19 protein-coding genes are annotated in these 20263 nt (G+C 38.4%); 17 read left to right on the top strand and 2 right to left on the bottom strand.

What is annotated here, in order from left to right:
• Positions 1-154: 154 nt before the first annotated feature.
• Entirely contained in the window at positions 155-931 is a 777-nt protein-coding gene (locus AC25Y1_RS18600) for an ATP-grasp domain-containing protein (RefSeq protein ID WP_488149504.1), read from the bottom strand.
• Positions 928-1794 (bottom strand): ATP-grasp domain-containing protein, encoded by an 867-nt coding sequence (locus AC25Y1_RS18595; RefSeq protein ID WP_488149503.1) that lies wholly within the window; start codon positions 1792-1794, stop codon positions 928-930. Before AC25Y1_RS18595 ends, AC25Y1_RS18600 begins: the two co-directional genes overlap by 4 nt.
• A 61-nt stretch (positions 1795-1855) precedes the next feature.
• Here AC25Y1_RS18595 and AC25Y1_RS18590 point away from each other — a divergent pair, with 61 nt between their 5' ends.
• From AC25Y1_RS18590 to mreD, 17 genes are all read left to right on the top strand, one after another.
• Positions 1856-3064, top strand: coding sequence for a bifunctional folylpolyglutamate synthase/dihydrofolate synthase (locus AC25Y1_RS18590; RefSeq protein WP_488149502.1), 1209 nt, complete (start codon positions 1856-1858; stop codon positions 3062-3064).
• Between the two features lie 115 nt (positions 3065-3179).
• Positions 3180-4886 (top strand): sensor domain-containing diguanylate cyclase, encoded by a 1707-nt coding sequence (locus AC25Y1_RS18585; RefSeq protein ID WP_488149501.1) that lies wholly within the window; start codon positions 3180-3182, stop codon positions 4884-4886.
• A 19-nt stretch (positions 4887-4905) separates the two neighbouring features.
• Positions 4906-6657, top strand: a complete 1752-nt coding sequence (locus AC25Y1_RS18580) for a sensor domain-containing diguanylate cyclase (protein WP_488149500.1) — start codon at positions 4906-4908, stop codon at positions 6655-6657.
• Between the two features lie 294 nt (positions 6658-6951).
• On the top strand, positions 6952-8292 hold the full coding sequence (locus AC25Y1_RS18575; RefSeq protein WP_488149499.1) for a VanW family protein: 1341 nt from the start codon (positions 6952-6954) through the stop codon (positions 8290-8292).
• Positions 8293-8310: 18 nt separating this feature from the next.
• On the top strand, positions 8311-9975 hold the full coding sequence (locus AC25Y1_RS18570) for a GspE/PulE family protein (protein ID WP_488149498.1): 1665 nt from the start codon (positions 8311-8313) through the stop codon (positions 9973-9975).
• Between the two features lie 13 nt (positions 9976-9988).
• Positions 9989-11029 carry a type IV pilus twitching motility protein PilT gene (locus AC25Y1_RS18565; protein ID WP_488149497.1) on the top strand — a complete coding sequence of 347 codons (1041 nt, stop codon included), beginning with the start codon at positions 9989-9991 and terminating at the stop codon, positions 11027-11029.
• Positions 11029-12237 carry a type II secretion system F family protein gene (locus AC25Y1_RS18560; RefSeq protein WP_488149496.1) on the top strand — a complete coding sequence of 403 codons (1209 nt, stop codon included), beginning with the start codon at positions 11029-11031 and terminating at the stop codon, positions 12235-12237. Before AC25Y1_RS18565 ends, AC25Y1_RS18560 begins: the two co-directional genes overlap by 1 nt.
• Before the next feature lie 90 nt (positions 12238-12327).
• Complete coding sequence (locus AC25Y1_RS18555; protein WP_488149495.1) at positions 12328-12771, top strand: prepilin-type N-terminal cleavage/methylation domain-containing protein; 444 nt, start codon at positions 12328-12330, stop codon at positions 12769-12771.
• 130 nt (positions 12772-12901) lie between these two features.
• The gene (pilM, locus tag AC25Y1_RS18550; protein WP_488149494.1) at positions 12902-13894 is read left to right on the top strand and encodes a type IV pilus biogenesis protein PilM; all 993 of its coding nucleotides are present in this window, start codon (positions 12902-12904) and stop codon (positions 13892-13894) included.
• Complete coding sequence (locus AC25Y1_RS18545; protein ID WP_488149493.1) at positions 13878-14477, top strand: PilN domain-containing protein; 600 nt, start codon at positions 13878-13880, stop codon at positions 14475-14477. Before pilM ends, AC25Y1_RS18545 begins: the two co-directional genes overlap by 17 nt.
• Entirely contained in the window at positions 14474-15199 is a 726-nt protein-coding gene (locus AC25Y1_RS18540) for a hypothetical protein (RefSeq protein WP_488149492.1), read from the top strand. The genes AC25Y1_RS18545 and AC25Y1_RS18540 overlap by 4 nt, the downstream gene beginning before the upstream one ends.
• Positions 15200-15955, top strand: coding sequence for a prepilin peptidase (locus AC25Y1_RS18535; RefSeq protein WP_488149491.1), 756 nt, complete (start codon positions 15200-15202; stop codon positions 15953-15955). It abuts the gene before it with no gap.
• Between the two features lie 174 nt (positions 15956-16129).
• Complete coding sequence (locus AC25Y1_RS18530; protein ID WP_488149490.1) at positions 16130-16771, top strand: hypothetical protein; 642 nt, start codon at positions 16130-16132, stop codon at positions 16769-16771.
• Between the two features lie 170 nt (positions 16772-16941).
• On the top strand, positions 16942-17652 hold the full coding sequence (radC, locus tag AC25Y1_RS18525) for a RadC family protein (protein ID WP_488149513.1): 711 nt from the start codon (positions 16942-16944) through the stop codon (positions 17650-17652).
• Between the two features lie 91 nt (positions 17653-17743).
• Complete coding sequence (locus AC25Y1_RS18520) at positions 17744-18760, top strand: rod shape-determining protein (protein WP_488149489.1); 1017 nt, start codon at positions 17744-17746, stop codon at positions 18758-18760.
• Between the two features lie 80 nt (positions 18761-18840).
• Positions 18841-19734, top strand: a complete 894-nt coding sequence (gene mreC, locus AC25Y1_RS18515) for a rod shape-determining protein MreC (RefSeq protein WP_488149488.1) — start codon at positions 18841-18843, stop codon at positions 19732-19734.
• A complete protein-coding gene (mreD, locus tag AC25Y1_RS18510) occupies positions 19731-20255 on the top strand; it encodes a rod shape-determining protein MreD (RefSeq protein WP_488149487.1) in 525 nt (174 codons plus the stop codon). Before mreC ends, mreD begins: the two co-directional genes overlap by 4 nt.
• Positions 20256-20263 lie beyond the last annotated feature (8 nt).

Raw genomic sequence — 20263 nt, 5'->3', positions numbered from 1 at the left:
TTGTGTCAGGTACCTTTAAATTAGTAATCCTAGTGCATACCGTAGAAATGCGGTTGCCAGCTTGAAAAGAGTAACTCCTATTTTTCCTCTCTTGTTAAAGTGACGAGCGGTTACTCTTTTTGCTGCGACCAGTAAGCGATTCGTTGATATAGGATCACCCGCTAATATACCTTATCAATTTCTCCGCCACTGAAAAATTATGTGTTACATACAATGATCTAGCACCTACAGGATCTTCAATTTCATTCAAAAGCCAGTGACCATCGGGAAGTAGTAAAAAATCGATTCCGATGTAGTCGCTTTTCAGCGCTCTTGCAATCCGGACGACTTCTTTTTCCTGCCAACTGGACAATATGTATTTTTCAATAAATCCACCCAATGTGTAGTTGGATTTAAATGATCCTTGGCCTGTTCGTTTAACAGCGCCAATGATTTCTTCACCAATCACAAATACACGAACATCGGTTGCGTTCGATTCGATATAGGGTTGAACGATCAGGTTGCTAAAATTTTCCATGAACGCTTCAGCTTCTTCAGCAGATTTACAAAGAAACACTTCGTTTCCACCGTGACCATCAACTGTTTTCAATACAACTGGATAGGATTCAATTTCCTCAATTGCTCGCAGTTTGCTTGTTGGAACCGCGGGCACACCTAATAATGAGGCGAGTTGGAATGTCTGAAGTTTGTCATTCGCAATTCTATTCACTTCCGCGCGATTGAAAACGCGGAAACCTTGTTCTTCAAATGCTTTTGCTTTGTCTGGATTTCGATCCCTAAACAAAATAAAATCTGCATTCATTTCTGGTGTTTCATCATCCACAATTAATCGCAATTCGATGCCGATTTGAGCAGCCTCGTTTTTCAAATCCTTTATAAACGCATGATTTCTAACCGATTCTTCCTTCGCGTAATAGACATAACCAATCATTGAATTTCCCTCAATATGTACGCAATCATTGAATCAGCGACGTTAACGCCTGTGACGTTGTATATGTTTCGGATGTGGGCGGCGGCATTTACTTCGCAGACAAGTGGTTCGTCGTTTTCTCCGAACAGTAGATCGACGCCAGCGAATTCAGCTCCAACCGCATCCGCAGCTCGTAACGCTAAATTCTTCTGGGCTTCTGTTAACTTAATCACTTCAGCGACACCACCATTAGTAATATTGGCGCGAAAATCCGTTTCTGAGTGACGGTACATCGCTGCGACAATTTCACCGCCGACAATATTGACACGAATGTCCCGTCCACGACTGGATTCGACAAATTCTTGAAAGACATAATCGATGCCCCGCAGAGACTCTACTTTTGAATAAAAGTCTTCTTCCGTCTCGATCAAATAAACCTTCATCCCAAAGGATCCGTGCCCTTCCTTAATAATCATGGGAAGTCCGAGAGTAGAAAGTACTTTTTCATAATAACCAGAATCCGCAATTGTAAATGCAGGATATACTTTTGGTGCAATGATCGTTTGGGGCATTGGAATGCCATGTTTCGACAACTCCAAATATTGATTTGCCTTATTATCGCAAGTTTCGATAACAATTGGATCGTTAAATATACGAATCCCTTTATCTTTCAAAAACTTTGCTAGTAGGATATCTTTGTCCAGAAAAACAACGAAGTCTGGTTGTGCTGCAAATTCAGCCGACAAATCCATTAACACTTCATAATTTTTCTTTAACATAGTACTAATACCTGCACGCTCAGCAGCTTCTTTTAGTAAAACAGCTTGGTCTTTAAATTTATCACTGGTTAAACTGCCGTTATAAATTACCCAACAACTATACATAAAATTTCCCCCGGTCATGATATAATTAGCTAATCATATTTTACCATACGGGGGACTTAAGATGATTCCAAAAATGAAACAATATAAAGAACGATGGGGAATTGAAAGTGATAATGAGATTAAACCAGGACTTGCCGCGATAGAAAAAGCATTAAAATTATTGGGGAATCCTGAAAAATCATTACAAGTCATTCATGTAACAGGAACAAACGGCAAAGGATCAACAATTGCCTTTATGGAGTCTTTATTAAGCGAACACGGGTATTCAACCGGTGTTTTTTCATCTCCTGCAATTTTCGACATTCATGATCAAATTCGATTGAACGGAACATCAATTTCTGAAGAGGAATTAAATGAAACTTTTAAAGAAATGAAAAATGCGAATCTTAGTGGGCTATTAACTGATTTTGAACTCTTGACGGTAGCAGCATTTTGTTCTTTTAATCGTTTTCAACCTGATTATGTATTGCTTGAAACGGGAATGGGTGGATTATTCGACAGCACAAATGTGATTACGCCAATTGTTTCAGTCATCACATCGATTGCGCTGGATCATACAAATTTTCTTGGAACGACTTTACATGAAGTAGCAAAACATAAAGCGGGGATTATTAAAAAGGGAATCCCTGTTGTCGTTGGGCCATTACCGAAGGAAGCACTAGAAGTGATTTCGAAAACAGCAAATGAAAAAGAGAGCACACTTCAAATTTATGGTGCAGATTTCAGAGTCACAGAAGATCAATTTCATGGACAACAACACTTTAGATTATCTGTGCGAAAAATGAAAGGTGAACATCAAAGTAGAAATGCTGCCGTCTCGATTCAAGCATTACTCACTGCAAAAGTTCAGCTTACTCATGATAAAGTCGACAGCGCAGTTGCGAAAACGACACTTCCACATCGTTTTCAAGAAATGGCACCAGGTGTCTTTTTGGACGGCGCACATAATCCTGCTGCCGCAAAGGCCCTTACAGAAACGATTAAATCCGAGTTTCCTGGGGAGAAAGTAGATTTTATGGTTGGCATGTTAAAAGGTAAAGACATAAAAGGAACCCTTGATGAACTAATGCCTGTCGCAAATTCTTTCACATTCATCACATTCCCGCATAAAGAAGCTGCAAGTGGAGATGAATTGATGGGAAAATGTGCACATCCCAATAAAAAAGTAATATCTGTACTGAATAGAACTATTGAACTGGGTGAAAATAAACTTAATAAGCAAGTAGTCACAGGTTCACTTTATCTGCTTGCTAGTCTGTTATACCGATAGGCAATTATATTTATTTCAACGTAAATTTGATTGCTAAGGTGACAAACTAATCTTTGTTTGTTAAGATTTCAGTATATTCAACAAAAAAATGATAATAAGTAATAGGGGGTGAACTATGTTGAAAACCAATAATCGCACTACTTTATGGGCTTTGATTGTGTGGTTAGTCATAGTTCCGCCTGGGGCTATATATTTACTTGTAACATACGGAATCGAAGGCATTAATTGGTTACATATCTTAGTTTATACATTATTTGGTTTTGTTACACTGTATTATCCGATTAAACGTGGGGATCAACCACTTTTACTCATCGGGTGGGTAACAATACCTGTGTTTCTTAAATACGGAATCATAGCGGAAATCATCGTGATGCAAATTTCAATTATTGCGATCGTGTTCTCATTTGAAAATTCGAACCTTAAACGAACCCGATTCTTTAAAAATTCAACTTTATTTTTTGTCACGTCCATCTTCAGCGCTGCAATATTCCATTTAGTTGGTGGAGAAATTGGCGTATTGGATTTTTGGCCATTCATCTTATTTGTTATTTGTTATCAATTATCTCATACATTCTTTAAGGATTTAATCGTTAAATTATATGGAAGTTATAAGGATCAAGCCTCCAATTATTTATCAAATAAAGTCGCATTTGATTATGCAATAGATTTTGGCGTTATTCCATTTGCGCTTACGATTTACTTTTTAATTGAATATGTTGGATTTGGAGCTTTATATTTACTTGGAATTCCTTTTATCCTTATCGCCTATGTACTTCAAATTAATAATCATACGGAAGAGATTAATAGCCATTTACAACGGGCAGGAGAAATTGGTCACCGACTTTCGAATTATGTGACGGAAAAAAAGGTTATCGATGAATTTGTTGGAAAAGTATCAGAAATGTTTAACGTTGAATATGCGTACTTATTTAACCATGAGGATGGTTTGTTGTCATTAATGCGTTCCTATGAAAACGGTGAGTTTATTGACAGTAAGTTGAATAAATGCTCAGTTGCTCAAGAAATCGCGGGATTCGCGCTTATGTGGAATAAGGCACTTATCTATTCGAATCGTGATGGTTGGGAAAAAGTATCGCAACACTACGGTCCTGATGACATGCAAAGTGTCCTTTGTTTACCAATTCATCGAAACCAAGAAGTTGTGAAAGTGCTATTTCTTTCGACACAAAGAAAATCAGCTTTTAAACAATATCATCTTGAAATATTAGATATTCTATGTTCATACTTCACAGTTTCCGTGGAAAAAGCGCGTCATGTTGAAGAAAAGGTGATTAAAAGTGAACGCTGCGCATTAACGAAACTATATAATTATCAATATATAGAGGAAAGATTAGAATACGAGATGGCGCAAGTAAATAATAGGCTGGTCGACCAATTATCAGTCCTGATGCTCGATATTGATCGTTTCAAAGAAGTGAATGATACCTACGGACATCAAAACGGAAACGAAGTCTTAAAAATGGTTGCGCGTATTCTAAATCAATTTGTGCCACAAAATGGAATCGTTGGCCGGTATGGTGGAGAAGAATTTGCTTTCATACTTCCGGGCATGTCCGCTGATGAGGCAAAGCTTTTAGCGGAAAGCATTCGATCGGAAATTGAAAAATATTCATTTCAAGTGTATCCAAGTCTGACATATCAAACTGAACCTGTGCTGATTTCTATAACTGTTAGTATTGGCGTATCCACAGCGCCGGAAGATAGCGAAGATGCAAAAACGATGTTATCTTATGCAGATCGATCGCTTTATCTTGGTGCAAAACAAGCTGGACGAAATCGAGTCGCGGGCTATGTAAAGTAAAGAAAGGTAGGAAATAACTTTGAACGTCTCTAAAAAACAACAAATTATTATGTTCTTTATTTGGCTTCTAGTTGTTCCACTTTCTTTTTTCTTGGCTAAAGCATATTTTCCTTCAAAAGAAATTGATTGGATGAATCTCATCGTACTATTTCTGATAATATTTTTAACGATGCTACTCCCGTTAAGATTTAAAAATATGACGATTTCATTGGAACGTTGGATTACATTATCAATCCTTTTACAATACGGTGTTTTTATTGAATTGATTGTCATGCAAGTCGCGATGTTTTTCCTTCTTTTTACTGAAAAAAGCAGACTACCCATTACGCATAAGCTATTTGTGAACTCTACGATTTTAGCGGTTACATCAATAGGTAGCGGAATTGTTTTCCATGCAGTAGGGGGAACGATTGATTCGTCGGACTTTACAAAAGTTCTTTTCCTAGGACTCATTTATGCAATTTCTTATTCGCTCATAAATAACTATTTGTTAAAAATATACTTTTATTTCAATTCACATATTTTCTCTTTAACTTCAAAAGGAGCGTTATGGGATTATGCATCCACACTGATTATGGTGCCGTTTGGAATTGCACTTTACTTCTTAAATGACCACCTCGGCAATAAATCATTATTGTTACTGGGGATTCCTTTCGTCGTTGTTATGTTGATCAGCCGGATGTTCAATAACGCCAACACAGTGAATGACCAACTTTCAAGTGCAGCTAAAATTGGTCGCGAACTTGCTGACCGACTGTTATATGACGAGGTTTCAGCAACATTTTTGTTGAAATTAAAGGATATTGTTCCATATGACCATGCATATGTCGTTGATTTTCGAAGAGATACCAATCAACTGATTCCCTTAATAGGCAATGGGCCAGCTGGGATCACAAAAGAGGTAAAAGATCTTTCTTTTTACGATGTAAAAAAAATCGATGATGGGTTAGATGCTTTTTTCATAAGAATATATTTCAATAAAAAAGAAATACGAGCTTTGAGCAATATTGAATTTAACGAGGACATACGAAGTGTTTTAACAGCACCGATTATTCGAAATGATGTTACGGAAGGATTTCTAATCTTAACTTCCTTTAGGAAAAACATGTTCCTACCTGAAAGTATTCAATTTATTGATATCTTAACCGGTTATTTCGCTATTTCATTAGTAAAAGCAAGGTTTTATGAAACAACGATTGAGAAGAGTGAGCGTTGTGGCTTAACGAAGCTCTATAACTTTTCTTATTTAGAAACGAAATTAGAAGAAGACGTTCGCAAACTTCAAAAAGGAAAACTCGAAAACTTGTCTGTCATTATGTTAGATATTGATTTTTTCAAAAGTATCAATGATATGTACGGACATGAATGCGGCAATGTGATTTTAGTCAAGCTTGCTAAAACGCTGAAAAACTTCAAGACGATGAATGAGACATTGGCAAGATACGGGGGGGAAGAGTTTGTTTTCATTTTACCGAATTGTTCAAAGGGTGATGCGACAAAACTTGCGGAAGCAATTCGAGTAGAAGTTGAGAAAACAGAATTCTTAATAACGCCAGATTTAACAATGGACTTACTAGAAGACAGGAAACCAATAAAGGTGAATATAACGGTCAGTTTAGGCGTTTCGACTGCTCCAGATGATGCGACTTCAGCAAAAGACTTACTGCGTAATGCGGACCGAGCAATGTATATTGGTGGGAAACAATCGGGTAGAAATTTAGTTGGCGTTTATGAAGACGGAGAGGTAGCCGGTACAAAAGTAAATTATTAAAGAAACATCTACAGTGTAAAGTAGGTGTAAATACCTTCTCTTAATTGAAATAACACATTCGAATTATTCTATATAATTCGGAAGTGTTATTTTTTGGTGTTTTATATGAGTAATTTGAACTATTATTTTTTGCTATTTTAATTAATGACACGAAATTGTGAAATAATCTAGTTGCTTTTTACTATCCCATTGTATAAACTGAAAATAAGGAATTGGTTTTTTTGTAAATAATAGTATTTTACAGATGAAAAAGAAGTTATTAAGAGATTGTTGTTGAATAAAGGGGGATTGTCGTTGAATAAGAAGTCGGTTTTTACAATAGTATGTTCTGTAATTTTAGTATTTCTTTTATATCAAGTCATCAGTCCAACGATCAAGGCTTCTGCAAAGGATGGATCTGCGAATGCAACAATTGCCGGAATTGAAATTACTGAAACGAAAAAGATAGATATACAGTCACAATTAGCTTCTGAAGTTCAAAAGTGGAAAAACAATGACGTGATCATCGAAGGGACAAGCGCGAAGATTACAGTTCCCAGTTCTTTTTTTACGTTTGATATTAGTAAAACAGTGGATCAGTATATGGCATTAACTAAAACACCTTGGTATACATTTTGGGAAGATCAAGAAAATATTCAACTGCCAATTGAGGTAATTGTTGACGAAGAGATTAAGAACTTACTAAAAGAAGCTCGTTTATTTTACATAGATGAAACATTAAATACAGTTGTAGAACATGCTGCGTATTTAAGAACTGGACCAATTGAGGCGACGGAAGCAAAACTAGCCAAAGAGAATTTAGAAAGAATTGCTTTTGAAATTCAAGATGTTGTGGTCGATGGAACAGGTATTTCATTAATTGCCGAAGCCTTAAACAACACAACAATTGTCAATAGTGAACATTTTTCATTTCTAGAAATGTTAGAGGGTGTTGAGGGGTTATATAGTGAAGGAACAGCCGATTTCGTAGCCTCAACTTTATATAGCGCAGTTTTACAAACAGATTTAAATATACTCGAACGACATTCTCAAAATATGTTGCCGAATTATTTACAAGCGGGGATTGAAGCAAAAGTAAATCAAGCAAGATCACAGGATTTAAAATTCAATAACGAAACCGAAACCCCGTTTATCATCTCAGCGGAAATCCGGGATGGGAAATTAATTGTAGAATTGTATTCCTTTAAATCGAACTACGAAATATCGTATGAAATATCTGATAAAGAAATCATCAAACCGAGAACGATTTATAGACTTTCTGCAGACTTGGCCATTGGACAAGAAAAAGTAATAGAAAATGGAAAAGACGGTTTGCGGATTAAAGTCTATAAAAATATATCTGAAATAAATTCTTCATATGAAGATGAAATGCTCGTTAGTCGCGATTTTTATCCGCCTAAAAATAAAGTTATCCTAGTTTCATCTCAACAACCAATAGAAACAGCTATTGAAGAAAATACTGTAACTACCCCGCCAACAGCAGCAGAAGGTGGCGTGAGTACTTCGGTTATCGAAACAGAAACTAATGAGGTTGAATCAGAGACGACAACGGAAAAAGCACAAGAGTCAGCAGGAGATAATGGCGAGCAGATATATGATAAGGGCGGAAACTTAATCACTTCCGATGAAAAATAGAGACGGGAGGTACTTTCCATGAAACGTGCAACTCGAAAACGACTTGGTGATATGTTAGTAGAATCGAATATTATTTCAAAAGTAGAACTAGAAGAATCATTGGTCAATAAAGAAAGAGAACAAAAAATTGGCGACTATTTAATAGAACAACGACTTATAACAGAACAACAATTACTGCAAGTTCTTGAAACGCAGCTAGGTGTTCCACGTATCTACTTAAGTCAACAAACGATTGATCCTGAACTAATACATATCGTGCCGAAAGAATTGGCAAAACGTGCAAATATCATGCCTGTTCGTAAAAACGGTAATAAATTGTTGATTGCGATGAGTGACCCGATGGATTACTTCGTGATCGAAGAAGTTCGAATGGCGACGGGTTACCAAATAGAAACAAACATCGCTGCAAAAGATGATATTTTCCGTGCGATTACAAAGTATTATGATCTGCAAGAATCGATGGATGAAGCGATTATCGATGCAGAACCGGCAGATATTGATGATGAGGCGCAGATGACAGATGACGATTCACCCATTGTCCGACTTGTTAACCAAATTATTGCCAATGGGGTTGCGCAACGAGCCAGTGATATTCACTTCGATCCACAAGATACGGAATTGAAAATCCGTTACCGGGTAGATGGTGTCATGCGGAATGACCGTTCAATACCAAAGAAAATGCAAAACATTATCGTTGCACGCGTGAAGATTATGGGCGATTTAAATATTACTGAAAACCGTTTACCACAAGATGGACGTATTAAAAGCATTGTCAATAATCGACCCATCGATATTCGGCTTTCAACTTTGCCGACGATTTACGGTGAAAAAATCGTTATGCGTATTCTCGACATTAGTAATGCATTAAATAGTTTGGATAATCTTGGATTCTCTGATGAAAACTATCGGAAATTCCATGCAATGTTGGAAAAGCCGAATGGTATTATATTACTCACTGGGCCAACAGGTTCAGGGAAATCTTCTACATTGTATGCAGGTCTCAATTATTTGAACGATGAAGCCGTTAATATCATTACAGTTGAAGATCCAGTTGAATATCAATTAGAAGGCATTAATCAAATTCAAGTTCGAGAAGAAGTGGGATTAACGTTCGCATCTGGGCTGCGGTCGATTCTTAGACAAGACCCTGATGTTATTATGATTGGGGAAATTCGAGATATCGAAACGGCGCAAATTGCTATTCGATCATCGTTAACGGGACATCTCGTTTTAAGTACTTTACATACAAATAACGCCATTGAATCTATTTCAAGATTAATAGATATGGGGATTGAAACATTTTTATTATCTTCTTCACTTCTTGGCATTATGGCGCAACGACTTGTTCGAAGAGTTTGTTTAGACTGCGGGGAAAAGCGAGCGCCGCATGAACATGAAATACAAATTTTTAATCGCTACGGTGTTACGATTGACCAGATCACAGAAGGAAAAGGATGTCCTTCGTGTAATGACACGGGCTACCGAGGCCGTTTAGCGATTCATGAAGTTTTAACAATCGACGACAAGATTAAAACGCAAATTTTAAATAAAGAAAGACCTGACGTGATTCGAGCATACGCAAGAAGTCACGGATATAAAACGCTTGTCGAAGATGGTTTTGAAAAAATCGCGGCAGGACTCACAACAATTGATGAAGTTCTACGCGTTGCAACATCAGAATAAAGGATGTGATGAAATGCCGAATACAATTGACAAACTGTTAACGAAAGCATATGAAGAAGGCGCGTCGGATTTACATCTTTCACATGGAATTCCGCCGGTTTATCGGGTCGATGGTCAACTCCGACAACTAGATCAAACGGTAATGACATCGACAGGTTTGGAACAAGTGGCCAAAAAGTTGATCCCGAAAATTAAAGTTGAAGAATTCGAACAAAAGGGTGAAACCGACTTTAACTATGTGCTCGGCAATTTATGTCGTTTTCGTGTGAATGCATTTCATCAGCGTGGCCAAATTTCTATTGCAGCGCGTCTCATCCCGTCAACAATTCCAACTTTTGAACAATTGGGCATGCCGTCGGTGTTACATGATCTTGCAAGTAAACCACATGGGCTGATTTTAGTAACCGGACCTACAGGTTCAGGGAAGTCAACAACGTTGGCATCGATGATTGATTATATTAACACAAATTCAGCAAAACATATCATCACATTAGAAGATCCGATTGAGTATTTACATGAACATAAAAAGTCTATCGTCAATCAACGTCAAGTAGGTACTGATACTGGCTCTTTTGCCAATGGACTCCGTGCAGCCCTTAGACAAGATCCTGAAATCATTCTTGTCGGAGAAATGCGGGATCTTGAAACGATTTCGACGGCCATAACCGCAGCTGAAACAGGTCACTTAGTATTGGCGACGTTACATACGAGTAGTGCCGCAACAACAATTGATCGAATCATAGACGTTTTTCCACCACATCAACAAAATCAAGTTAGAATACAGTTGGCAAACGTTTTACAAGGAATTGTCTCACAACGATTGTTTATCAACAAAAAAGGAAGCGGACGAGTAGTTGCGACTGAGATATTAGTGCAAACACCAGCGATTGCAAATTTAATCCGCTCTGAAAAAGTCCATCAAATACAAAATAGTATTCAAACGGGCCGAAGTCTAGGCATGCATACATTAGAATCATCTATTCAACAATTAATTACGAATGGCGTCATTAATTCTAGTGAAGCTAAAGCGTTTTTGACTGTAGGTGAATACTGATGTCCACTGTTTTCAAATATAGCGGAAGAACTTCGACAGGTGCATTCAAAAAAGGTGTCATATCTGCTGATTCTGAAGATGCAGCGGTTGAAAAACTTCGAAGGCAGGGCATTAACCCAAGAGAAATTACAGTCTCAACAAATATTTTGCACACACAAATTGCGTTGGGTGGAAAAGTTAAAACCGAGGACTTTGTTGTCTATTGCCGCCAATTTGCCACACTGATCCGTGCAGGTATAACCATCGTAGAATCTACAAAAATACTTGCTGACCAATCAGAAAGTAAGATCATGAAAAAAGCATTACTTGCGGTGGAAGAAGATATTCGGTCCGGTACTGCATTTTCAGATGCGTCGGCTAAGGAAAGTAAAGTATTTCCACCACTTTTCGTCAATATGATTAAGGCTGGCGAATTGACGGGTAACTTAGATGAAACATTAGATAGACTCGCTCAGTACTACGAGAAGCAACATGCGTTAAATAAAAAAATCCAATCGACAATGATGTATCCATTGGTATTATTCGTTCTAACAATTATCGTCGTCGTGTTTCTCATGTTAACAATCGTCCCAACTTTTACAGCGATGTTTGCCGATTTCGGGGCAGAATTACCATTGATCACCATTATCGTCATGGGGATGAGTGAATTTGTTCAAGGGTTTTGGTGGCTGATATTACTGCTAGTTTTAATTGCAATATTTAGCTTCAATTATATGTTCAAAAACAATAAAACCTTCCACTACCAAGTTCATTATTTCTTATTAAAAATGCCGGTTTTCGGAAAGTTGCTGCAAAAGTCAGCGATTGCAAGAATGACGCGGACTTTATCTTCTTTATTTAGCAGTTCCGTGCCAATTCTCAATGCGCTGTCGATTGTAGAAAAAGTAAGCGGAAATCCAGTCATCGGAAAAGTGATATTAGAATCAAGATCGAGCCTGGAACAAGGAAGTACATTATCAGCGCCACTCGAAAAAAGTTGGCTATTTCCACCATTGGTCACACAAATGACTGCCATTGGTGAGCAAACAGGTTCACTAGATTATATGTTAGAAAAAATTGCAGAGTTTTATGAGGATGATGTTGACAGGACTGTCGACACATTGAAATCGTTAATCGAACCACTAATGATTGTCTTTCTAGCGGCAATCGTCGGTACAATCGTCCTCGCTATCATGGTTCCAATGTTTGGCTTGTATGAACAGATTTAACAAATATTCCAGTTTTAAGGAGGTGATGCAAAGAAGTTAATCGCATTTGTCAAAACGCACTAAAAACTATAATAAATTGGGGGAAACGGAATGTTTAAAAATATGAAGAAACAACTGAACAACGAAAAAGGTTTAACTCTTATTGAATTACTTGCAGTTATTGTTATTTTAGCGATTATTGCGGCGATAGCGGTTCCAGCGATTGGGAATATTATTAATAACTCCAAAGACAAGGCTTTATTAGCTGAATCATCAAATATTTTGGCGGGGGCAAAGATTGCTGCGGTTGATAGAGTTTGCGATGAAACTATAAGCGGTACTATATCTTGTACACAGGATAACCTTAAACCTTTTGTTGAAGGAATTACAGGTGTGGGGGCAGAAGAAGGAAGTACTACTTTTTCAGCTGAGAAAGTAGGAGATACTTGGACTGTATCATACTCAAAGCTTTCAGAACTTAAAAATGCTGATTATAAAGCAATTAAAGATGCGGAAAAAGTTACTGAAGTTAAATTAAATGAGGCACTTGAGTAGAAATTTACCTACAGCAGCTCTCCAGTTGCTGTAGTCTTTATCTTTCATTCACCATCCAAGCAAACGACCCACACACTTCGTTTCCTTCGATGCTAAATGAACAATCCGTCTGTCTAAGGGGGCAACTAGAATGTTTCGTAGAAATAAAAATAGAGTGGCTTCAATTGAAATGAATGATTATGTCATCCGTGGACTTATTACGCAGGATGGTGTTTTAGAAACGGCGGAAGTATACGAATATGCACTCCCACCTGGCGTTATCGTCGATGAAGTTCTAGTAGATGAACTGGCTTTTTTTGAGATTCTTAAAAGTCTTGTGAAAGATTGGAATATCTCACGGCATGACCTACGCTTTTTTGTTCCGGATCATTCTGTCATGATGCGAACATTTGACCACCCGAAAGAATTAAGATCTAGTGAACTAAAAGGCTATGTGGAAATGGAACTCGGCCGTACGATTCATTTACCTTTTGAAAATCCACTTCTCGACGTCTATGATCAAACAGAAGGTGACGGAGAAGCAGCTATCTATGCATCTTCATCTGAAGAAGTCATTAAAGCGATGGAACTCTTTCAAGATTGTCATTTAAATCCGAAAGTCGTGGATGTGCGCATGCTGTCTATTATACGATTCTTTAAAAATGTGAACTACTTTTCAGCAGGGAAGTCTTATTTAGTCGCTGATTGGTCTATTAATACGTTGTCTATCAGCATTTATTCAGAAAGAAATGTCGAGTTTCTTCGCTATCATTCTGCAGAATCACCGACTCGAAATTGGACGTATGCGCCAGATGTTATGGATGAAAACGTATTTACCTTTAATGGAGAAATGATTAATTACCATTTGTCGTTAGCTGAACAAGTGCTAGAAATTGAACGTATATTGAACTTTTATCGTTTTTCATTCCACAAGGGTGAAAAATCGGTGGATCAGATTGTGATTGTTGGTGACAATCCGGAGGTCGATTATATTAAATCGCAATTAAATGCGACGGTAGATACACCAGTTGAAGTCATTGACGATAAATTCGTTAGAAAACATTATCAAAATTTTAATCGAAAACATATCGCCTTACTCGGTCTTTCGCAAAAGGAGGAGGATTCCCTTGGCACCAGAGATTAACCTGCTCCCGCAGATTGATAGACCATCACCAGGTAGGCGTTGGTTCACCATCATATTGGCCATCGTATTTTTATTACTGGTTACGTATGTGGCTGTTCAATATTATTCGTTAAAAAATGCCGTTGTTTCTTTAAATGACGATGAGCAGCAATTACAGGCCGAAAAGACGGAACTTGAATCGTCCCTTATTGTCTTAGAAGAACCGGAAAAGGCTGACTTGTCAACGTCTGTACAATTTGTAGAGAGTATCTCTTATCCTGTCTCTCCGCTATTGGAAGAAGTGAATAAGTACATCAATGAACATACATATTTACGAAACTATGTTTTCTCTGAAAGTGAAATCAGGTTTTCTATTGATTTTGAATCGCTCGCTGAAGTGGTGGCTTATGTGAATGATTTATCAAGTAGCCCTTATTTCCAAGATGTGAAAGTTGAGGAAATATCCACATTTGACCCGGTTCCAAGTAATGGGGAAGAAGATGAGGAAGAAACTGAGAGCTTTGAAACGGTAGAGCGTTTTACAAATGAGCTGACGGTCGTAATTGATCCGTTCTATTTACGGACAGGCGGTGTTGAGCAATGAAGCAAACAGGTGAAAATAAAATGTTAGTGACATTGCTTGGTCTAATTGCTTTTTTGTTAGTTGCTGTGGCTTACTATTATTTGATTGTTCCAAAAGGGGAAGAAGTGTCCCGCATTAAATCGACCATTCAACAACTAAAAGTCGATAATGCTGAATTGGAAAATCAAGTGGCAGTTTTAAGTGTTGTCGATACGGATACTGCTAATGAATATAACTTACGTAAACAACTTCCTGTGAGTCGTGAGTTGGATAACTTACTGCATACCATCCATGAAGTCGAGTTGCTAAGTGAATCGAAAATTACGGCCATTTCTTTTAATAATTATGATGCAGAAGTATCACAAGCAATTAGTACGCCTGAAGTTGAAGAAGAAACTGAAGAGTCGACTGAGGAGTCCACTGAAGAAGTTACTGAGGGCGAGCCTGAATCTAGTGATGAGGCAGATGCTGAAGATGATGTGAAGCCAATCACGCCAATCAATATTAGTTTATTGCCAGCGGAACTGAAATTAATTTCGCTGAGAATCGATTTGCAAGTACTGGACTATGCGCATCTCTTGACATTTTTACAGGAAATCGAAGGACTTGAGCGGATTGTACGAATTGATGAAGTTGATTTCGATCAACCTGGTGAATTTGACTTAGCGCAGGAAAATCCTGACAAACGATTAGATGTTTCAGTTCAAATCACGACGTTTTTCTCTGAAGATGTGGGGGATTAAATGGACATTTTGTTTATGATTTTATTTTTCATCTATGGGATCGTGTTCGGTTCGTTTTTTAACGTCGTTGGCCTACGTGTGCCAAAAAAAGAATCCATCGTGTCACCGCCTTCTCATTGTACAAACTGTAACCGGAAACTTGGGGTACTTGACCTCGTTCCGGTTTTTTCCTACATCTTCTTGAGAGGAGAGTGCAGGGGATGTAAAACGAAGATTAGTTTCATTTATCCGTTTATGGAATTCACGACGGGTGCTTTATTTGCGTTGGCTTATTTCATGCTTGGATTTAGTTTGGAACTTGTTGTGGCGCTTTTATTTTTGTCTCTTCTTGTCATTATTACGGTCTCTGATATTGCCTATATGCTCATCCCTGACAAAGTGCTCTTCCCGTTCGCTGTTGCGCTATTGGTCTGTCGGATGCTCATACAACTGACGCCCTGGTGGGATAGCTTACTGGGCGCTGTAGTGGGCTTTAGTGTACTGTATTTAATCGCTGTCGTGTCGAAAGGCGGAATGGGCGGCGGGGATATTAAATTGTTTTTTGTCATCGGACTTGTACTGGGTACCGTGAATACGTTATTAACCTTGTTTGTGGCTGCTTTAATAGGCTCTGTTATCGGTATTATTATTTTGCGGAAATCTGGAAAAGGCCGTAAAACGCCGGTGCCATTTGGACCGTCCATCGCCATTGCAGCGGTTATTTGTTATTTTTGGGGAACTAACCTTGTCGAATGGTATATGACGATGTTTACATAAGTCGATAAATTTCCATGGGGTCGCTGACAGACCTCATGTTTTTTTTCACCCTTGTTCTGCTACGGTTATTGTAGGGATAAGCGCTTAACGGAAGTAGAAATCATACTGCATGCTTTACATAGGCGAGCGGTGGGTAGACTTTCTGTTAAAGCAGGACGAACGGGGTGAAGTGAGATGAAATTTGGCAGAAACTTTAAAAAAGGCACGTATGTAATGGCGATTATTCAAGGGGTTATTATTGGAATTGCAGCAGTGGCAGTCGTTGGTTTTATCATCGTCAGCGCAAATGGGCAGTTGGGAAATGATCAAAAAGAACCTGAAATACCGACAGCAGGACCTGCACCGGAAAACAAAGAAGAACCTGTAGAAACGACGGTTGCGCCACTTCAATTATTCGCCAGACAACATGGGGTTTTCTCGAGTTCTGAATCTGCTGCAACTTTTTTAGCGGCAGACTCGTCATTATCTTCAGCTGCTATTTTTCAAATTGGCGATAAGTACTTTATCTGGTCTTCAATGGGCTTGACCGAAACAGAAATTATGGACAGTGAAAGTGATGATACATTTCGAAAAGAAATCACAGCAACTGCAGGAACCTGTGAGGCAGTTGACGCAAAAGTATTACGTGATTCACTAGTTGCAGACACTGTAGAGAAAATAAAAATTTCGGAAGGTGAAACTGAAGACGAAAAAGTGAAGGTTTTCAATGAGCAATTAAGCGCTATTACTTCATTTACCAACGATATTCGAGTCGTTCGCCTTCATTTACTTGCGCACTTTTCAAGTAAAGCTGACTGTGTCAAAATTTCAGATTGAGGCCGAAAAACAGGTCGTAGTTCCAATTTCACGTTTTTTACACAATTTTCTGATTGAATAATCTCCGCTACAATGTTTTTGAAAGGGGAGATATTGATGAGAAATAGCTGTAAACGCATTGCTGCAATTGCCAACATCATCCGTTATCGGAGGTGTGGTGTGTATTGACAATGGAATTAGAACTGGGAATAGATCTCGAACCTAAAATGATGATTCGAGATGTTCATATTGCAGACAGGCCACGTGAACGACTTATTAGGCAAGGTGCACCGAGTTTATCGAACCAGGAATTGATTGCAATTTTGCTTCGGACAGGCACGAAGAATGAATCTGTGCTTGTCCTCTCGAACCGAGTTTTATCGACGTTTGATAAGATTCAAGATTTACGAGATGCGACCGTGGAGCAATTCACAGAGATTAATGGGATTGGACAAGCAAAAGCCGTGCAACTCCTAGCGGCTGCCGAACTTGGAAAACGCCTGTATCAAAAGCGTTCAGAAGGTCGCTACGCTATTCGCTCGCCTGAAGACGCAGCAGCTTACTTAATGACGGATATGTCAGGACTGACACAAGAACATTTCGTCGTCTTGTTTTTAAATGTAAAAAATGAAGTGCTTCATAAGCAAACGATTTTTATCGGCTCATTAAATTCATCGATCGTACATCCTAGGGACATATTTCGCGAAGCGGTAAAACGTTCCGCGGCTTCCATTATTTGTGCACATAACCATCCTTCTGGAAATCCGTCGCCGTCACCAGAAGATATAGAAGTAACGAAGAGATTAAGCGAGGCTGGTTCATTAATGGGGATTGAAGTTATCGATCATGTCATAATTGGCGACCATCAGTTCATAAGTCTTAAAGAAAAAGGGTACATGTGACACTATCACTTTCTTCGCTTTTCCGCTATAATGTGGTGTATGATTTGATGAATGCCGTAAATAAGCGGTTCAGAAGAAAGGAAGAACAAATTTGTTTGGATTTGGTGCAAGAGATGTAGGAATTGATTTAGGAACAGCTAACACACTAGTTTTTGTAAAAGGGAAAGGGATCGTTTTACGCGAACCTTCAGTTGTAGCAAAAAATACACATACAGGTGAAATCGTCGCTGTAGGTAGTGAAGCGAGAAATATGATCGGACGTACACCTGGTTCAATTATAGCAACAAGACCTATGAAAGATGGCGTTATCGCAGATTATGAAATTACGACAGCGATGATCGAACATTATATGAGAGAAGCGATGAAAGCTTCTGGTGGTTCATTTAAAAAACCAAATGTTATGGTTTGTGTGCCTTACGGGATTACTTCTGTTGAACAACGTGCGGTTATTGATGCATCACGTCAAGCTGGCGCAAAAGACGCATTTACAATTGAAGAGCCATTTGCGGCTGCAATTGGTGCAGGTCTTCCAGTTTGGGAGCCAACAGGTAGCATGGTCGTTGATATCGGCGGCGGAACGACTGAAGTTGCGGTCATTTCACTCGGGGGTATCGTGACAAGTGAATCAATTCGTGTTGGTGGAGATACAATGGACATTGCCATTACAAGCTATATTCGTAAAACATATAACTTAACAATTGGTGAGCGTACATCAGAAGCGATTAAAATGGATATCGGTTCAGCAAACGTAACGACAAAAACAGAGAAGATGGAAATTCGTGGACGAGACCTCTTAACAGGTTTACCGAAAACATTAGAAATTACATCTGACGAAATTGCAAATGCATTACGTGAGTCGATTACGCAAATTATTGAAGGTGTTCGTAAGACTTTAGAAACAACGCCACCTGAATTATCATCAGATGTTATGGAACGTGGAATTGTTCTAACTGGTGGTGGGGCACTATTAAGAAACATTGACAAAGTAATTTCTGAAGAGACAAATATGCCTGTGTTCATCGCTGAAGATCCATTGGATTGTGTTGCAATTGGAACAGGTAAAGCTTTGGATAATTTTGATGTTATTAAAAAAATGCAAGTTCGATAATTAGGTAAACTGTAAATCACTCTTCTACAAGTAGAGTGATTTACATATGCCTACTAAAGAATACTCGAGGGGGATAGGCAATGCCGCGATTTTTTTCTAATAAACGATTGATATTACTGCTTGTCGGGGTCATTGTCCTCGTTGCATTAATTTCATTCACCTTGCGTGATCGGCAAAACGCCTCCTTACCAGAACAAATTGTAAAAGACGTCGTCGGTTTCGGGCAATCGTTATTTTCTAAGCCTGCTCATTACATAACTGGTGTTATTGAGAATATCGACGGGGTTTTGAATACATATGAGGAAAACAAGAAATTGAAATCACGTTTAAGTGAATATGCTGCAGTTCAATCTGAACTCGTAGATGTACAAGCTGAAAATGATAGTCTACGTGAAATTATTGATAAGGAAGATGATTTACGCGAGTTCAATCCTGTACATGCGACAGTCATCGCGAGAAATCCGGATCAATGGGAAGAAAAGATTATTATTAATAAAGGCCAATCTCACGGCGTTAAGAAAAATATGGCAGTCATCACAGCGAGTGGTTTGATTGGAAAAGTGATTAATACCTCATCGACCACAGCCACTGTTGAATTATTATCAACTGAAAATAGAAATTTCCGTGTTTCTGCAGTTGTTCCTGGTAAAGATCCCGCATATGGACTTATCGAAGGATATGACCAAGCCCGTGGTGAACTCATCATGAAGCGAATTGACTCTAGTTTTAAGATAGAAGTTGGAGATAAAGTAATTTCTTCTGGATTGGGTGGTATTTTTCCGAAGGGACTTCCTATTGGTGAAATTACAGAAGTTTCAACGGATGATTATGGCCTCACAAAATTGGCTTATATTCGACCGGCTGCAAAGTTTTCCATGCTTGACCATGTCATTATTGCCATGCGGAGTTCTGAGGTTGTAGATGGAACAGACGGCGACGGGACAGCAGGTACAGAGGGGGAGGATGGATCATGATTAGGTTCATCATCCCCCTTATTGCCGTTTTACTTTTTTTCTTTGAACCCGTTTTTAGTTTGTTTTCACCCATTGAAGTATCAGGCAATCTATATATTTTGGTGCCGCGTTTTGTCATCGTTTATCTCATTTTTATTGCAGTTTATTATAGTAGACAGCGCGCAATCATATACGGAATTGTCTTTGGCCTCTTGTATGATGTGTTTTACATTGATATTATTGGGTTATATGCATTTCTCTATCCTGTGATTTGTTATTTTGCAGCTTTCATCATTCGTTATGTGCATAAGCATATTATTACAGTGATTTTTTTGGCTTTATTACTGGTTGCCTTGTTGGAAGTTTTATCATACGGATTTGTTACGATGATATCGATTACTTCAATAGAACCAGAAGTGTTTATGGCGACTCGACTTGTGCCAACGATGATTGCAAATTCACTGTTTATCATTATGTTCGGATGGATATTTAAGAAGTTAATCGATAATCGAGTTTTACTAAAAAATAGTGAAGCTCTGTAAACAATAGA

This window comes from Sporosarcina sp. Y1009 (genome assembly GCF_057669865.1).
Note: the sequence above shows the minus strand (reverse complement) of the source record. Positions and strands in the feature narration are given on the sequence as shown.

Bases quoted from the DNA above. Each gene is read 5' to 3' on its own strand.
- AC25Y1_RS18600 (WP_488149504.1), bottom strand. From the start codon at position 931: ATGATTGGTTATGTCTATTACGCGAAGGAAGAATCGGTTAGAAATCAT.
- AC25Y1_RS18595 (WP_488149503.1), bottom strand. From the start codon at position 1,794: ATGTATAGTTGTTGGGTAATTTATAACGGCAGTTTAACCAGTGATAAA.
- AC25Y1_RS18590 (WP_488149502.1), top strand. From the start codon at position 1,856: ATGATTCCAAAAATGAAACAATATAAAGAACGATGGGGAATTGAAAGT.
- AC25Y1_RS18585 (WP_488149501.1), top strand. From the start codon at position 3,180: ATGTTGAAAACCAATAATCGCACTACTTTATGGGCTTTGATTGTGTGG.
- AC25Y1_RS18570 (WP_488149498.1), top strand. From the start codon at position 8,311: ATGAAACGTGCAACTCGAAAACGACTTGGTGATATGTTAGTAGAATCG.
- AC25Y1_RS18565 (WP_488149497.1), top strand. From the start codon at position 9,989: ATGCCGAATACAATTGACAAACTGTTAACGAAAGCATATGAAGAAGGC.
- AC25Y1_RS18560 (WP_488149496.1), top strand. From the start codon at position 11,029: ATGTCCACTGTTTTCAAATATAGCGGAAGAACTTCGACAGGTGCATTC.
- AC25Y1_RS18555 (WP_488149495.1), top strand. From the start codon at position 12,328: ATGTTTAAAAATATGAAGAAACAACTGAACAACGAAAAAGGTTTAACT.
- pilM (WP_488149494.1), top strand. From the start codon at position 12,902: ATGTTTCGTAGAAATAAAAATAGAGTGGCTTCAATTGAAATGAATGAT.
- AC25Y1_RS18540 (WP_488149492.1), top strand. From the start codon at position 14,474: ATGAAGCAAACAGGTGAAAATAAAATGTTAGTGACATTGCTTGGTCTA.
- AC25Y1_RS18535 (WP_488149491.1), top strand. From the start codon at position 15,200: ATGGACATTTTGTTTATGATTTTATTTTTCATCTATGGGATCGTGTTC.
- AC25Y1_RS18530 (WP_488149490.1), top strand. From the start codon at position 16,130: ATGAAATTTGGCAGAAACTTTAAAAAAGGCACGTATGTAATGGCGATT.
- radC (WP_488149513.1), top strand. From the start codon at position 16,942: ATGGAATTAGAACTGGGAATAGATCTCGAACCTAAAATGATGATTCGA.
- mreC (WP_488149488.1), top strand. From the start codon at position 18,841: ATGCCGCGATTTTTTTCTAATAAACGATTGATATTACTGCTTGTCGGG.
- mreD (WP_488149487.1), top strand. From the start codon at position 19,731: ATGATTAGGTTCATCATCCCCCTTATTGCCGTTTTACTTTTTTTCTTT.